Genomic DNA, 16196 nt, shown 5'->3' on the forward strand with positions numbered 1-16196 from the left:
CAGAACCGGACCTTAGAAATCGGGCAGGGATTACGGAATGTTGCTGGTGACCGGCGGGGCCGGTTTTATCGGGTCGAATGTCGTGGCCGCGTTGAACGACGCCGGCCGCAGCGATGTCGTGGTCTGCGATCTCCTCGGCACCGACGGCAAGTGGCGCAATCTCGCCAAGCGGCAGCTTGTGGATATCGTCCCCCCGCCTGAGCTGCTCGACTGGCTGAAAGGCCGCAAGTTGGATGCCGTGATCCATCTCGGCGCGATCTCCGAGACCACGGCGACCGACGGCGATCTCGTGATCGAAACCAATTTCCGCCAGTCGATGCGCCTGCTCGACTGGTGCACGGCGAATGCGGTGCCGTTGATCTATGCGTCCTCGGCGGCGACCTATGGCGATGGTGACGCGGGCTTTGACGACGACGCTTCGCTGGTGGCGCTGAAAAAGCTGCGGCCGATGAACCTCTACGGCTGGAGCAAGTCTCTGTTCGATCTCGCCGTCGCCGAGCGCGTCGCGAACGGCGATCGGCTGCCGCCGCAATGGGCCGGACTGAAGTTCTTCAACGTGTTCGGCCCGAACGAGTACCACAAGGGCTCGATGATGAGCGTGCTGGCGCGCCGCTTCGACGACGTCAAGGCGGGCCGCGTCGTGCAACTGTTCAAGTCGCATCGCGAGGGCATCGCCGATGGCGATCAGCGCCGCGATTTCATCTATGTCGACGATGTCGTGCGCGTCATCATGTGGCTGCTGGCAACACCGTCGGTTTCCGGACTCTTCAATGTCGGCACCGGCAAGGCGCGCAGCTTCAAGGATTTGATGCTGGCGGCCTATGCCGCGCTGGGCACCAGGCCCAACATCGAATACATCGACATGCCCGAGAGCATCCGCAATAGCTATCAATACTTCACACAGAGCAAGGTCGATCGTCTCCACCGCGCCGGCTATAACGGCGGCTTCACGACGCTCGAGGATGCGGTGAAGGCCTATGTCGGGGATTATCTCGATATGCCCGATCGCTTCCGCTGAGGCCTTTTGATCATGGCGACGCCCATTCTCGATTTCGATGCCCTCGCGCAAGACTTCACGCGCCGCACGGTGCTGTGCATCGGCGACATCATGCTGGACGAGTTCGTCTATGGCGAGGTGTCGCGGATTTCGCCGGAAGCGCCGACGCCGGTGATCACCGCCCAGCGCAGCGAGATCCATATCGGCGGTGCCGGCAATGTCGCGCGCAATGTCGCCTCCCTCGGCGCCCGCTGCATCTTCGCAGGCCTCGTCGGCGATGACGACGCAGGCAAGCGGCTGATGGCCGCGCTTGCGGAGCAGGCTGCAATCGAAAGCGTGCTGGTGTGCGATCCGTCGCGGCCGACCACGCGAAAAGTCCGCTTCGTCTCCGAGCATTTCTCCACGCATATGCTGCGCGCGGATTGGGAGCAGGCAGCACCTGCTTCCGACGATATTGAGACGAAGCTGATCGACGCGATCCTGCCGCAGATCTCGCGCGCCGATGTCGTGCTGCTGTCCGACTACGCCAAGGGCGTGCTGACCGCGCGCGTGATCCGCCACACCATCGACGCCGCGCGAAAGCTCGGCAAGCCCGTGATCGTCGATCCCAAGAGCCTGAATTGGGCGATCTATCGCGGCGCGACGCTGCTCACGCCCAATCGGAAAGAATTTTCGGAAGCCACCCGCAGCCGCGCCGACACGGTGCAGAGCATCGTCGATGCCTCGGAAGACGTGATGCGGCTCGCCGATTGCGAGGCGATCCTGGTCACCCAGGGCGAGCACGGCATGACGCTGGTGCCGCGCAACGGCGAGGCAGTCCATGTGCCGGCTTCTCCGGTGAAGGTGCGGGACGTCTCCGGCGCCGGCGACACTGTCGCTGCGGCGCTCGCCGTATCCCTCGCGGCGGGCGCGGACTGGGACACGGCGTTGCGGATCGCGAATGCGGCCGCCGCCGTTGCCGTCGGCAAGCAGGGCACGGCCAGCGTGAGCGCGGCCGAGCTACGGCGAAAGATCTTGCCGCATGCCTATCTCGCCGCCGAAGACAAGATCGTGCTCGACGCCGGCGCACTCGATGCGCAGCTTGCCGATTGGCGCAGGCAGGACCTGCGCGTCGGCTTCACCAATGGCTGCTTCGACATCCTGCATCCCGGCCACGTCAAGGTGCTGACCGCGGCGCGCTCTGCCTGCGATCGCCTGATCGTGGGCTTGAACAGCGACGCCTCGGTGCGGCGGTTGAAGGGGGCCGACCGTCCTGTCCAGGACGAACGTGCGCGGGCCGAGGTGCTGGCGGCGCTTGAGGCCGTCGATCTCGTCGTCATCTTCGAGGAGGACACGCCGATCGAGCTGATCACCCGGATCAAGCCGAGCGCGCTGGTGAAGGGCGGCGACTACACCCGCGAGCAGGTGGTCGGCTATGACGTGGTCGAAGCCGCGGGCGGAACAGTCGTGCTGGTCGACATCCTCAAGGGTTTCAGCACGACGGCACTGGTCCACCGCGCGCGAGGAGGGGACAAGTGACGGCACTTGCGCGGGAGGCGACCGCCCAGATGCTGTGGCGGCGCTTCCGCAGCCCGGTGGCCTGGGGCGAGACGGTCGACCTGTTCGCGATCCTGACCGTGGCCTCGCTGCCCTGGTCGACGTCGCTCGCGGGGATCTTCAACGCCCTGATGCTGCTCTGCATGGTGCCGTTTCTCGACGTCCGCGCGTTCCTGCAATCGCTTCGGCGTCCGATCTCCGCGGCGCCGATCGCGTTGGTTCTGCTGGCGCTGGTGGGAACGCTGTGGTCGGATGCGGCTTGGGGCGCGCGCTTCTACGCGGTCAATCCCACCATCAAGCTGCTTGTGCTGCCGGTCCTGCTCTATCACTTCGAGCGCTCGCCGCGCGGCCGCTGGATATTCATCGCCTTCCTGGTGTCCTGCGCGCTGCTGTCGGTGATGTCGTGGCTGGTCGCCTTCTATCCCGATCTGACGCTGAAGCCCGACCATCTCGAGCGCGGTATCTTCGTCAAGAACTACATCGACCAGAGTCAGGAATTCACGCTGTGCGCGGTGGCGCTCGCCTATCCCGTCGTGATGCTGCTGCGTGAGAAGCGCTACTGGCTTGCCGGGCTGCTCACGGCGCTGGCGCTCAGCTTCTTCATCAACATGGCCTTCGTGGTGGTGTCGCGCACGGCGCTTGTCACCATTCCGATCATGTTCGGCGTGTTCGCACTGCTTCATTTGAGGTGGCGCAGCATCGCGATCATCTCCGTCGCTCTGCTCGCCGGCGCCGCTATCGCCTGGCAGGCCTCGTCGCAATTGCGCAGGACCGCCGACACCTTTGTGAGCGACTACACGCGCTACAAGGAGAAGGGCGAACCGACGTCGCTCGGGTTGCGGCTCGAATTCTGGCGAAAGTCCCTCGGCTTCTTTGCGGAGGCGCCGATCAAGGGACACGGTACCGGCTCGACGCGCGGATTGTTCGAGCAGGTCGCCACCCCCAGCGGACAATACCAGGCGTCCGCCGAGGTGATCGGCAACCCGCATAACCAGACGCTGAACGTCGCCGTGCAATGGGGTGTCATCGGCATCGCCGTTCTCTACGCGATCTGGATCCTGCATCTCCTCCTGTTTCGCGGCGACGGGCTTGCCAACTGGATCGGCCTGCTGGTGGTGGTGCAGAATGTCTTCACCTCGCTCTTCAACTCCCATTTGTTCGACTTCCACGAGGGCTGGATGTACGTCATCGGCGTCGGTGTTGCCGGCGGCATGGTGATCCGGGCACAACAGGTGGGACCGAAGATGGGGGAAGCCGGTTCCTGAACGGCCGCGCGACTGGCAACTCTTGTCGAGATGGGCTATCAGCGCGGTCAGGTTGCACCCAACGGGATATTCATCGGTCGGCGGATGACGCGTCTTTCGCATCTTACCTTGCGCAATTTCTTGATCGCGCTCCACGACCTGCTGGCGACGACGGCGGCGCTGTTTGTCGCGTTTTATCTGCGTTTCGAGGGTGGCGACGGCTTCTACGATCGTTTGCCGCTGCTGTTCCAGATCCTGCCCTACTTCCTCGCCTTCAGCGTGGTCGTGTTTTTCATCTTCAACCTGACCACGACGAAATGGCGCTTCATCTCGCTGCCCGACGCGCTGAACATCATCCGTGTCGCGTCTGTGCTGACGGTTGCGCTGCTCGTGCTCGACTACATCTTCGTCGCCCCCAACGTCCGCGGCGCCTTCTTCCTCGGCAAGGTGACGATCGTCCTCTACTGGTTCCTTGAAATCTCCTTTCTCAGCGCCCTGCGCATGACCTATCGCTACTTCCGCTATACGCGGGTGCGACGCCACGCCCGCAGCGAGGATGCCGCGCCGACGCTGCTGATCGGCCGCGCGGCGGACGCCGAGGTGCTTTTGCGTGGCATCGAGAGCGGGGCAATCAAGCGCATCTGGCCGGTCGGCGTATTGTCGCCGTCGGGCTCCGATCGCGGCCAGTCGATCCGTAACGTGCCGGTGCTGGGCGGCATCGACGATATCGAGGACGTCATCGCCGACTTCGCCAAGCGCAACAAGCCGATCGCGCGCGTCGTGATGACGCCGTCGGCATTCGAACCGGACGCCCATCCGGAATCGATCCTGATGCGGGCGCGCAAGTTGGGGGTGATCGTCAACCGCATGCCCTCGCTCGAGAGCGGCGATACGCCGCGACTGACCGCGGTCGCGGTCGAGGACCTGCTGCTGCGGCCGAGCGAGACCATCGACTATGTGCGGCTCGAAGCCCTGATCAAGGGCAAGGCGGTGATCGTCACCGGCGGCGGCGGCTCGATCGGTTCGGAGATCTGCGAGCGTGTCGTCGCCTTCGGCGCCGCGCGCCTCCTGATCCTGGAGAATTCCGAGCCGGCGCTCTACGCGGTCACCGAAGTGCTCGCCGCGCAGGGGACGGGTGCTGCAATCGAAGGGCGGATCGCCGACATCCGCGACCGCGAGCGGATCATCCGTCTGATGGCCGAGTTCAAGCCGGACATCGTGTTCCACGCCGCAGCCCTCAAGCATGTGCCGATCCTCGAGCGCGACTGGAGCGAGGGCGTCAAGACCAACATCTTCGGCTCGATCAATGTCGCCGATGCCGCGCACAATGCCGGCGCGGGAGCCATGGTGATGATCTCGACCGACAAGGCGATCGAGCCGGTGTCGATGCTCGGCCTGACCAAGCGCTTCGCCGAGATGTACTGTCAGGCGCTCGACCATGATCTTGCGGCAGGCAGCGGCGGCGCCAGGCCGCCGATGCGGCTGATCTCGGTCCGGTTCGGCAATGTGCTGGCCTCGAACGGCTCGGTGGTGCCGAAGTTCAAGGCCCAGATCGAGGCCGGCGGCCCGGTGACGGTGACGCATCCCGATATGGTCCGCTACTTCATGACCATCCGCGAGGCCTGTGACCTCGTCATTACGGCTGCGACGCATGCGCTCGGCACAGCGCGCCCGGACGTTTCCGTCTACGTGCTCAACATGGGTCAGCCGGTGAAGATCGTCGATCTCGCCGAGCGCATGATCCGCCTTTCCGGGCTGCAACCCGGCTACGACATCGAGATCGTGTTCACGGGGATGCGGCCGGGCGAGCGCCTGCACGAGATCCTGTTCGCGTCCGAAGAGCCGACCCGCGAGATCGGTGTTGCCGGCATCATGGCCGCGCAGCCGAACGAGCCGCCGATGCAGACCCTGCGCAAATGGATCACGGCGCTCGAGCAGGCGATCGCGCGAGACGATCGGGCGACCATCAGGACCATCCTGAAGGATGCGGTCCCTGAATTCGGGTCGACCGCGGCCTGATCATGCAGTCTCAAGGCAAGATCGCCTGCAAGATCGTCGTGGCGAGCCAGCATTATCCGCCGGATCCGAGCACGACGGCGGCGATCATGGCCGAGATCGCCTGCCGCCTCGCCGCAGAACACGAGGTCGTCGTGCTGTCGGGCTCGCCCGGCTCGCTGCCGGCGTCACAGACCGGCCGGGGCAAGCCGCGCGTCGTCGCCGTCAAGAACCGGATGGCCGGAAAGGCGGCGCTGATGCGGCGCGGCGTGTCCGAACTGTTGTTCGTGCTGCGCACGTTCGTCGCGCTGATACGGGAGCTTAAGGCAGGTGACGTCGTGCTCACCGTCACAGCGCCGTTCATGCTGCCTTACGCGGTCGCGGCCGCCGCAAGGCTCAGGGGCGCACGCTCGGCGCTGATCCTGCACGACCTGTTTCCGGACGTGCTGGTGATGGCGGGCCTGCTGAAGCCCGGTTCGATCGTGGCGAGGGCGATGCGCGCCGCCAACGCCTTGATGTTCCGCGCGCTCAACGCCGTCATCACCATCGGCCGCGATGCCGAGCGGCCGCTGCTGAGCTATTCCGGCATGACGCGGAACAAGATCCGCTTCATCCCGAACTGGGCGACGCTCGTGGCCGCGCCACGGCCGGTGACACCGGACAATCCGTTTCGCCAGGCGCTTTCGGCCCGCTTCATCGTCGGCCTGTCCGGCAATCTCGGCTTCACCCACGATCCGGAGATCGTGTTCGAGGCGGCGCGTCTGCTGAAGGACGAGGCGGACATTCATTTTCTGCTCTCCGGCTGGGGCATCGGTTTCGAGCGGCTGAAGCAGTTGCAGGCCGCCTCGAACCTGCCCAATGTCTCCTTTGTGGTGCGTGTCGAGGATTCCGAGCTTGAGGCGTTTCTCGCTGCCGCCAATCTCTGGATCATCCCGTACCGCAGGGACGTCGCGGGGGTGTCGGTGCCGAGCCGTTTCTATAATCTGCTGGCGGTTGGCCGTCCGGTCGTGCTGGTCTCCGAGCCGCAGGCCGAGGCCGCCTTGACGGTGGTGGAGAACGGGCTCGGCTGGGTCGTGACGCCGGGCCGCGCCGATCAACTCGCCGAGGCTATCCGGGCGGCGTCCCGCTCGGACGATAGCGCCATGGCGGCGCGTGCGGTGAAGGCGGCCGCGAAGTTCGATCGCGCCACCGCCATGAACGCCTATGCCGCCCTGATCGACGAATTGTTGCGCAACCCCGAGCTCAGGGAGCAACGATGAGCGAGAACAAGCCGATCGTGCTGGTGACGGGAGCGAGCGGTTTCGTCGGCCGTCACGTCGTGCCCGCGCTGGTGCGCGCAGGATGGTCGGTCCGCCGCGCGGTCCGCAGCCCGGAGGGCGTCGACGACGAGGTCGTGATTGAATCGATCGGCCCCGAGACCGATTGGCAGGCCGCGCTCGAAGGTGTCGATGCCGTCGTTCATCTTGCCGCGCGCGTGCATCACAAGCACGAGGAGCACGCGGTCCAGCTCTACCGCAACGTCAACATTGCCGGCACGCTGCACCTGGCACGTTGCGCGGCGACGGCCGGTGTGCGTCAGTTCATCTTCGTCAGCACCGTTCTCGTGCACGGCCGCAGCAACGAAGGCCGGGCGCCGTTCAGCGAGGACGACATCCTGACGCCGCGCGGCCTCTACGGCATGTCCAAGGCCGCCGCCGAAGCGGGACTGAGGACACTCGCGCGCGACAGCGACATGAAGATCTCGGTGATCAGGCCGCCGCTGGTCTATGGCGCGGGCGCCAAGGGCAATTTTGCGCTGCTGACGCGTGCGGTGCATCTGGGACTTCCGCTGCCCTTTGCCGCGATCCACAATCAGCGCGCTTTCCTGGCCGTGCAGAACCTCTCGTCGTTCATCTTGCGCCGGCTCGCTTATCCCGACCCCGCGAGTAATTTCGAGATCTTTCTGGTGGCCGACAGGGAGCAGGTCTCGACGCCGGAATTCATCGAGCGTCTGGCCAAGGCGTCCGGCAAAAGCCCGCGGCTGTTCGGGATGTCGCCGGGGCTGTTGAGCTCGCTGCTCGGCGTCATCGGGCGGCAGGACACGCATGACAGCCTGATCGGCTCGCTCGAGCTCAACGTCTCCAAGGCGATCGCGACCGGCTGGCAGCCGCAGATCTCCCTCGACGAGGGTTTGCGGCTCGCGCTGTCGGCTCAGGACGCCTGAGGGCGGGAGAAGTGCCGCAACACGAAGCTGATCGCGATCGCGCCGCCGAGCAGCGCGATCAGCGTGATAGGCAATGAGCCGGCGCGAACGGTGACGATGGCGAGCAATGCCAGCACGAGATTGAGCGCGAACACCTCGCCGATCACCTGCGGGACTTTGAACCCGTTGTCGGTCGCACGCTGATAGAAGTGCGAGCGGTGCGCCGACCAGAATTGTTCGCGGCGCGCGACGCGTCGAAACAGCGTGATGGTGGAATCCGCGAGGTAATAGGCCGGCAGCAGCAGCGCAGCGGCCGGCTGCCCGTGCCAGGCGAGCTCGAGCAGACACCAGCCGAGGAGCAGGCCGATCGGCAGGCTGCCGACATCGCCCAGGAATACTTTTGCCGCCGGCTTGTTGAAGGGCGCAAAGCCGAGCATGGCGCCGCACAGCGCCGTTGCGAGCAGTGCGGCGGACGGAGAGAGGTCGCCAGACCATCCGAGCAGTCCGAGCGCGGCTGTCGTCGGCACCACCTCGGACACCGTCATCAGGTCGAGCCCGTCCATGAAATTGACCAGGTTCACGAACCAGATTCCGGCGAGCAGGATGAGGCCGCGCTCCAGCGCGAGCGGCAGAGCCGGCACGATGCGCGCGGTCTCCGGTGCCGTGAATACGACAGCGGCCACGGCGCCCGCCTGCAACAAGAGACGGAGCACGACGGGTAGAGGCCTAATGTCGTCGACAAGTCCGACCAGAGCGATCAGCACAGCGGAGCCGATCAGGGACAAGGGAAGTGCGCCGTAGGTCCAGGCCGCCCAAGGCACGGCCACCAGCAAGGTGGCCGCGACAACCGCGATGCCCGCACCTTGCGGCGTCGGAATCCTGTGTGACGAGCGCGCGTTCGGACGTGCCAGCGCGTAACGTTGCAGTAGCGGCATGCTCCGCCAGGTGATGCAGGCGGAGATCAGTGCAGCCAGTACGGCCGGCGCAAGCGCGAGCAACACCAGTCCCGCCGCAAGTCCCGGACCCGAGACGAACGTCGTCACTCCGGCACCCCGATCGGCGCCGACCCCTGCGCGGCTTTCTCCGCGCTGAGGATCCAGACCAGTCCGCCGAACGCGCCGACGATGAAGTAGACCGCGCCGAACAGCAGCGAGACGTTGACGCCTTCATTGGCGGCCAGCCCGGCAAAGCCGAACGCCAGCCCCATCGTCGCTTCACGGACGCCCCAGCCGGCGATGGAAATCGGCATCAGGGTGATCAGCATCACTGGCGGGACGAGAAGGAAGGTTTGCCCGAAGCTGACCGGAGCTGCGATCGACTGCACCACGCACCAGGCGATGACGACGGCCAGCACGTGAACTAGCAGTGACAGGATCGCGACACTCAACCCGCGCGAACGGCTGAAGATCACGCGGTTCGCGATCACGGCGCAGGCGTGGAGGTGGTGGGTCGCCCACCAGGTCTTCAGCCACGGCCATGTCAGCGCGCCGAAGACCAGGAAACCGAGGCCGCCCGCGAGCGCCGCAAAGTCGACGAGCAGCAGCGCCGAACGCCCATGCGGATCGGTGATGAGGGCGTAACTCCAGGGCAGGCTCGCGACGATGATGATCGCGAGCGCGATCAAACCGATCGCGCGGTCGACGAAAATCGAATAAGTCGCCGCACGCCATCCGGCGCCGGCGCGCGCAACCAGCCACAGCCGGACCGCGTCGCCGCCGATTGCGGAGGGCAAGGTCTGGTTGAAGAACGAGCCGATCACGTTGTAGCGCATCGCGCGGCTGAGCTCGAGCGGCGCACCGCATTCGGCGCTGATCTCGCGCCAGCGCAGCACGCCGACGAAAATTTGCAGGAACGCGACCGCGATCGCCGCCGCGATCCAGAACAGGCTGGTCGCGGTGAAGCGCGAAAACAGTTCGGACAGATCGACCTTGCGCAGCGCCAGATAGAGCAGCGCCGCGGAGATCAGGATCTTGGCCGTCGACAGCAGGATTCGGCGCATCTCGTCCGCATGAACAGGGTTTGTTGGGTTCACCCGACGCCAGGCGCCGATTAGGCCGCTTTGGTATGGTTTTGGCGCCGATCTTGCAATAGGCCTCATGAAGAGCCGTTGTCGTGAGTGGCAGGGCTATTGCGACCCCCTCGATGCCGCGGGTAAAGAGGCGGCTCGGGCACGAGATCGGGTTTGGGCCCCCTTGGGAACAGGATGACGGATCAGGCGATTTTAGTCACGGGTGCCGCCGGCTTCATCGGCTTTCACGTCGCCCGGCAGCTGCTTGCCGAAGGCCGGCCCGTCGTTGGGCTCGACAATCTCAACAACTATTACGATCCGGCGCTGAAACAAGCGCGCCTGGAACTGTTGCGCGGCGATCCCCGCTTTTCCTTCGTGCAGGCCGATCTCGCCGACCGTGATGCGATCGCGGCGCTGTTCGCGCGACACGGATTTTCAGAGGTCGTGCATCTCGCCGCGCAAGCCGGCGTGCGCTACTCGATCGAGCAGCCGCACACTTACGTCGATTCCAATCTCCAGGGCTTTCTCAACGTGCTCGAGGGCTGCCGCAACAATCGCTGTCGTCATCTCGTCTACGCGTCGTCATCGTCCGTTTATGGCGCCAACACTAAACTGCCGTTTTCCGTGCACGACCGGACCGATCATCCCGTGAGCTTCTATGCTGCGACCAAGAAGGCCAACGAGGTGATGGCGCAGTCCTACAGCCATCTTTACCGGCTGCCGGTCACGGGCCTGCGCTTCTTTACCATTTACGGTCCGTGGGGACGGCCCGATATGGCTATGTTTCTGTTTGTGAACGCCATGATGGCGGGCAAGCCGATCCGGCTCTTTAACCATGGCAAGATGCGTCGCGACTTCACCTATGTTGACGACGTCACCCGTGTAGTATCCAAGCTGATCGATCTTGTGCCTGCGGACAATCCGGCTGCCGCAAATGCGCCGTCTCGGGTCTACAATGTCGGCAACCACTCCCCTGAAGAGCTGATGCATGTCGTCACCCTTCTGGAGCGGGAGCTGGGTCGGACGGCAATCAAAGAATTGCTGCCGATGCAGCCGGGAGACGTGGTGGAAACGTTCGCGGATGTCGAAGACTTGATGCGCGACACCGGCTTTGCACCGTCAACGCCGATCGAGCACGGGGTCCACAATTTTGTCGCCTGGTATCGGGACTACTTCAAGGTTTGAGATGACGATGGACAAACGCATTATCCCCCTGATCATGTGCGGCGGTGCCGGCACGCGGCTGTGGCCGGCGTCGCGCGAGGTGCGCCCGAAACAGTTCCTGCCGCTGTTCGGCACGCGCTCGACCTTCCAGGACACGCTGCTGCGCGTCTCGGACAGCGCGCTGTTCGATCGGCCGATCGTCATCACCAACGCCTCCTACCGCTTCATGGTGCTGGAGCAGCTGGCCGAGATCGGCATCGAGGCCGACGTGATCCTCGAGCCGATGCGGCGTGACTCCGGGCCGGCGATCGCCGCGGGCGCGGTGTTCGCGCAGAGCCGCGCCAGCGACGCCATCCTGCTGGCACTCGCCGCCGACCATGTGGTGCAGGACAATGCCGCGTTCGTCGCCGCGTGCCGCGAAGGCTTAGCTGCCGCGAGCACCGGACGCATCGTCACCTTCGGCGTCAAGCCGGAGCGGCCGGCGACTGAATATGGCTATATCAGCCCGGGTGAGGTGATCTCGGGCGAGGTGCATGCGGTCGCGCGCTTCGTCGAGAAGCCGGACGCGGTGAAGGCGGCCGATTACGTCAATTCGGGCTATCTCTGGAACAGCGGCAACTTCATGTTTCCCGCGACCCTGCTGCTCGACGAATATCGCAAGGTTGATGCGGCGAGCGTGCAGGCGGTCTCCGATGCCGTCACCAATGCCGGCCGCGATCTCGGCTTCGTCACGCTGGAGCCGCAGGCGTTCGGCGCGGCGAAGGCGATCTCGATCGACTATGCGGTGATGGAAAAGACCTCGCGCGCCGCGGTGGTGCCGGTGTCCTGCGGCTGGTCCGACGTCGGCTCCTGGCACGCGGTGTGGGAGCTGTCTGACAAGGACGCGCAAGGCAACGCCTCGCATGGCAGCGCGGTGTTCGAGGACTCGCGCAATTGCAACGTCACCACTGATTCCGCGCTGGTCGCGCTCGAAGGCGTCGACGATCTCATCGTGGTGGCGACCGCGGATGCGGTGCTGGTCTCGCGCCAGAAGGATGCCAACGGGCTGAAGCGCCTGGTCACAAAACTCAAGACGGTTGCGCCGAAGGTCACCGAGGAGCATCTCAAGGTGCATCGGCCCTGGGGCAGCTACCAGTCCGTCGACAATGGCGAGCGCCACCAGGTCAAGCGCATCGTGGTGAAGCCGGGCGGTCGACTGTCGCTGCAGAAGCACCATCATCGTGCCGAGCACTGGATCGTCGTCCGCGGCGCGGCCCGCGTCACCGTGAACGAGACCGTGAAGACGGTGCACGAGAACGAGTCGATCTACATCCCGATGGGCGCGGTGCACCGGATGGAAAACCCCGGCAAGATCATGCTCGAACTGATCGAGGTCCAGACCGGCAGCTATCTCGGGGAAGACGACATCATCCGGATTGAAGACGACTATCAAAGGTCGTAACCAGCAAACTCCGAATCACGCGATCCGGGCCAAAAAGATGCTAAGGCCCGGGGAACGTGTAACTTTTTGAATCAAATCGTGTCCGGGCCGATATCGCGGCATTCGCCACAAATGTGGCGAGCGTGCTAGAAGCGGCCCGGGGTTTGGGTTGAATCGGGGTTCGATCAGATGAGTTCCAAGGGGTCACAACCGGCAAAGGCCGCATTGCGCGTCGGCGTCATCGGCGCCGGCGTGATGGGCAGCAACCACGCGCGCGTGCTGGCGGGGCTGCCCGGCGTCAGCCTTATCGGCGTGGTCGATCCGTCGCCGGCGCATCTCGCGCGTACCGCCGAGCTTGCCAACTGCCAGGGCTTTGAGACGCTCGACCAGCTCTTTGCTGCCGGCGTCGATGCCGTCACCATTGCAGCGCCGACCCATCTGCATCACGAGCTCTCGCTCGCCTGCATCGCCAAGAACATCCACGTGCTGGTCGAGAAGCCGATTGCGTCGACGGTCGCCGAAGGTCGCGAGATCGTCACTGCTGCGCAAAAGGCCGGCGTCACGCTGATGGTCGGCCATGTCGAGCGCTTCAATCCGGCGGTCGCCGCCGTCAAGCAGGCGATTGCGGGCGAGGATATCCTGTCGATCGCGATCACGCGCGTCGGTCCGTTCCCGCCGCGCATGTCCAATGTCGGCGTCGTCATCGATCTCGCCGTGCACGACATCGACCTGATCCGCTGGTTCACCGAATCCGACATCGTCGAGGTGCAGCCGCAATTGTCGAGCGCGATTGCCGAGCGCGAGGACATCGCGCTGTTGCAGTTCCGCACGGCTAGCGGCGTGCTTGCCCACATCAACACCAACTGGCTGACGCCGTTCAAGGCGCGCAGCGTCACGGTCGCGACCCGCGGCAAATATGTGATGGGCGATCTGTTGACGCGCCAGGTCACCGAATGTTTCGGCTTCAAGCCGGACGGCAGCTATTCGATGCGGCATCTGCCGGTCGGTCATGACGAGCCGCTCCGCGCCGAGCTGATCGCCTTCCTCAAGGCCGTGCGCCATGGTGAGATTCCGGCGGTGACCGGTGATGAGGGCGTCGCCAGCCTCGAGATCGCCACGCAGTGCCTTGAGACGCCATCGCGGCCTGCGGCCAATTCGTCGTCAGCCCGCAAGGGCCCGCGCCGCGTCGCCGGCTGATCCTCTTCGCATGTCGACCGCTTCAAACCCGCAAGAAAATCGCCAAGGCGCCATGAACCAGCATCTGCGTTCCGATCCCATTCCCTTCATCGATGTCAGCTCGCAGCGCCGCCGGCTTGGCGCCTCGCTCGATGCGGCGGTCAAGCGCGTGCTCGACCATTGCCAGTTCGTCAATGGTCCGGAGGTCGCCGCGCTCGAGGCGCAGCTTGCGGCCTATTGCGGCGCCAAGCACGTGATTGGCTGCGCCAGCGGCACCGATGCACTCCTGATGGTGCTGATGGCGAAGAATGTCGGCCCCGGCGATGCCGTGCTGTGTCCGTCGTTCACTTTCATCGCGACCGCTTCGCCGGCGGCGCGGACTGGTGCTACGCCGGTTTACGTCGATGTCGACGAAGCCACCTTCAACATGAGCCCGGAATCCCTGAAGCGTGGCATCGCGACCGCCCGCAAGGCCGGCTTGCGGCCCGTTGCGGTCATCCCCGTCGACCTGTTCGGACAGCCCGCCGATCACGACGCCATCGCCGAGATCGCCAAGGCCGAAGGCCTGTTCGTGATCGACGACGCAGCCCAGGGTTTTGGCGCGAGCTACAAGGGCCGGAAGCTCGGCACGTTCGGGCTTGTTACCACGACCAGCTTTTTTCCAGCAAAACCGCTCGGCTGCTTCGGTGACGGTGGCGCGATCTTCACCGATGACGACGAGCTCGCCGCCACGCTGCGCAGCATCCGCGTGCACGGGCAGGGCGTCGACAAATACGACAACGTCCGCCTCGGCCTGACCGGCCGGCTCGACACCATGCAGGCCGCGATCCTGATCGAGAAGCTCAAGATTTTCGACGACGAGATCGCCGCCCGCAACAAGGTAGCGGAGCGCTACGCACGAGGACTGTCCAACGTGGTCACAGTGCCGCGCCTCAGCTCAGGCAACACCTCGGTCTGGGCGCAATACACCATCCGCCTGCCTGAGGGCACCGACCGCGACGGCTTTGCCGCCGCGCTGAAGGCTCAGGGCGTGCCGACCGCGATCTATTACGGCAAGTCGATGCACCAGCAGACCGCCTACAAGCAGTATCCGGTCGCAGACGGCGGGCTGCCGGCCTGCGAGAGCCTGTCGCAGGACGTCATCAGCCTGCCGATGCACGCCTATCTGACCGAAGCCGATCAGGAGCGAATCATCGCGGCCGTGCGCGGCGCGCTTTCAACCTGATTTCGCTGTTCTTTCCCTCTCCCCCTGTGGGAGAGGGTGGCTCGCCGCAGAGCGGCGAGACGGGTGAGGGGTATCTCTCTGCACGGAATACGCGGAGAGATACCCCTCACCCTATCGAGCTTGTGTCTACTCACGGCGCTGCCCTCTCCCACAAGGAGGGCTTTGCACAATCGGCTGCACGTGATTCTTTGAATCATGGCTGATTCTAGCGAGGGGAGCCATGGTTGAGCGCAATGTCGGTCAGATGAGCTTGGCGGATGGCCTGGTTCGGGCACCGCGAAGCAGCATCCTGGATGAGGTGGAGGCTGTTGTGGATTGGGCGCCGCTGCGCTCGCTGCTTGGCAAGCGGGGCGGCGATGGTGCCGGCAACAGCAGCTATCCGGCGGAAGTCTTGCTTCGCTGCTTGCTCGCCGGGATCTGGCACAATCTGTCTGATCCCGCGCTGGAAGCGGCCATTGCAGACCGGTTGTCGTTCCGCCGCTTTGTTGGTCTGAGCCTGCACGATCAGACCCCGGATCACACGACATTGTGGCGGTTTCGGCAGGAACTCGCCAAGGACGGTCTGATCGAGAAGATCTTCACTGAGATCAATCGGCAGTTGGAGGCCAAGAAGCTGATCCTCAAGCAGGGAACGCTGGTCGACGCCTCGTTAATCGCGGCACGAGCCACTCCGCCCCGCAAGGCACGCAAGGATGGCGAGGATACGCCACCCAAACCATCTGCGGATCGCGATGCTCGCTGGGGCCGGAAAGGCAAAAAGAGCGTGTTCGGCTATAAAATCCACACGGGCGTGGATGCAGGTCACACCCTCATTCGTCGCGTCCATGTGACGGACGCCTCAATCACCGATACCGAGCCAGCGGATCGTCTGTTCTGCGGCGATGAGGCCGCGGTCTATGGCGATCAGGCCTACTACACGCATGCCCGGCACGCGCGTCTTAAAGAAGCTGGCATCAAGGACCGCCTGATGCATCGGCCCAACAAGCATCATCCCGAACTGCCGCCGCGGCAGAAGCTGCGCAACAAACTAATCGCCAAGGTGCGCGCCGCCGTCGAGCGTCCGTACGCCGTGTTCAAGGAGCATTATGGTCTCCGGCGGATGCGCTTCTTCAACTTCGAGCGCAATCAGGTGCACATCGTGCTGGCCTGCTGCGCCTACAACCTACGGCGTGCGGCCGGCGCATTGGCCGCACAACGCCAGGAGTCCGTCTCCGCATGAAAAAACAGAGGACAACAGGGGATGAAATGA

Annotated in this window: 13 protein-coding genes; 11 read left to right on the plus strand and 2 right to left on the minus strand. The window is 64.6% G+C overall.

Features of this window, described 5'->3' with window-relative positions; translation table 11 throughout:
• The first annotated feature begins 37 nt into the window (after positions 1-37).
• From rfaD to UP06_RS06750, 6 genes are all read left to right on the plus strand, one after another.
• A complete protein-coding gene (gene rfaD / locus UP06_RS06725) occupies positions 38-1018 on the plus strand; it encodes an ADP-glyceromanno-heptose 6-epimerase (RefSeq protein ID WP_045001518.1) in 981 nt (326 codons plus the stop codon).
• A 12-nt stretch (positions 1019-1030) separates the two neighbouring features.
• Positions 1031-2515, plus strand: a complete 1485-nt coding sequence (gene rfaE1 / locus UP06_RS06730) for a D-glycero-beta-D-manno-heptose-7-phosphate kinase (protein ID WP_045001579.1) — start codon at positions 1031-1033, stop codon at positions 2513-2515.
• Positions 2512-3798: an O-antigen ligase family protein gene (locus UP06_RS06735; protein WP_045001520.1), complete on the plus strand. Its 1287-nt coding sequence runs from the start codon at positions 2512-2514 to the stop codon at positions 3796-3798. Before rfaE1 ends, UP06_RS06735 begins: the two co-directional genes overlap by 4 nt.
• 84 nt (positions 3799-3882) lie before the next feature.
• Positions 3883-5796 (plus strand): nucleoside-diphosphate sugar epimerase/dehydratase, encoded by a 1914-nt coding sequence (locus UP06_RS06740; RefSeq protein WP_045001581.1) that lies wholly within the window; start codon positions 3883-3885, stop codon positions 5794-5796.
• A 2-nt stretch (positions 5797-5798) separates the two neighbouring features.
• Positions 5799-7031, plus strand: a complete 1233-nt coding sequence (locus tag UP06_RS06745) for a glycosyltransferase family 4 protein (RefSeq protein ID WP_045001521.1) — start codon at positions 5799-5801, stop codon at positions 7029-7031.
• Positions 7028-7975, plus strand: coding sequence for an NAD-dependent epimerase/dehydratase family protein (locus UP06_RS06750; RefSeq protein WP_045001523.1), 948 nt, complete (start codon positions 7028-7030; stop codon positions 7973-7975). The genes UP06_RS06745 and UP06_RS06750 overlap by 4 nt, the downstream gene beginning before the upstream one ends.
• On the opposite strand, the gene UP06_RS06755 is transcribed toward UP06_RS06750, so the two are convergent.
• Together UP06_RS06755 and UP06_RS06760 are read right to left on the minus strand one after the other, a co-directional pair.
• Positions 7963-8997: an MraY family glycosyltransferase gene (locus tag UP06_RS06755; protein WP_045001524.1), complete on the minus strand. Its 1035-nt coding sequence runs from the start codon at positions 8995-8997 to the stop codon at positions 7963-7965. The two genes, UP06_RS06750 and UP06_RS06755, sit on opposite strands and share 13 nt — an antisense overlap.
• Complete coding sequence (locus UP06_RS06760; RefSeq protein ID WP_045001525.1) at positions 8994-9953, minus strand: lysylphosphatidylglycerol synthase transmembrane domain-containing protein; 960 nt, start codon at positions 9951-9953, stop codon at positions 8994-8996. The genes UP06_RS06755 and UP06_RS06760 overlap by 4 nt, the downstream gene beginning before the upstream one ends.
• 204 nt (positions 9954-10157) lie before the next feature.
• Between UP06_RS06760 and UP06_RS06765 the strand changes: the two genes are divergently transcribed.
• The 5 genes from UP06_RS06765 to UP06_RS06785 all read left to right on the plus strand — a co-directional run bounded on the left by UP06_RS06765 (position 10158) and on the right by UP06_RS06785 (position 16166).
• On the plus strand, positions 10158-11147 hold the full coding sequence (locus UP06_RS06765; protein WP_045001526.1) for an SDR family NAD(P)-dependent oxidoreductase: 990 nt from the start codon (positions 10158-10160) through the stop codon (positions 11145-11147).
• Positions 11148-11154: 7 nt separating this feature from the next.
• A complete protein-coding gene (locus UP06_RS06770) occupies positions 11155-12567 on the plus strand; it encodes a mannose-1-phosphate guanylyltransferase/mannose-6-phosphate isomerase (protein ID WP_045001582.1) in 1413 nt (470 codons plus the stop codon).
• A 168-nt stretch (positions 12568-12735) separates the two neighbouring features.
• Entirely contained in the window at positions 12736-13743 is a 1008-nt protein-coding gene (locus UP06_RS06775; RefSeq protein WP_045001528.1) for a Gfo/Idh/MocA family protein, read from the plus strand.
• Positions 13744-13795: 52 nt separating this feature from the next.
• Positions 13796-14947, plus strand: a complete 1152-nt coding sequence (locus tag UP06_RS06780; RefSeq protein WP_045001530.1) for a DegT/DnrJ/EryC1/StrS family aminotransferase — start codon at positions 13796-13798, stop codon at positions 14945-14947.
• A 220-nt stretch (positions 14948-15167) separates the two neighbouring features.
• On the plus strand, positions 15168-16166 hold the full coding sequence (locus UP06_RS06785) for an IS5 family transposase (RefSeq protein ID WP_044999899.1): 999 nt from the start codon (positions 15168-15170) through the stop codon (positions 16164-16166).
• Positions 16167-16196: the final 30 nt, after the last annotated feature.

Source organism: Bradyrhizobium sp. LTSP857 (assembly GCF_000938285.1).
Lineage (GTDB): Bacteria > Pseudomonadota > Alphaproteobacteria > Rhizobiales > Xanthobacteraceae > Bradyrhizobium.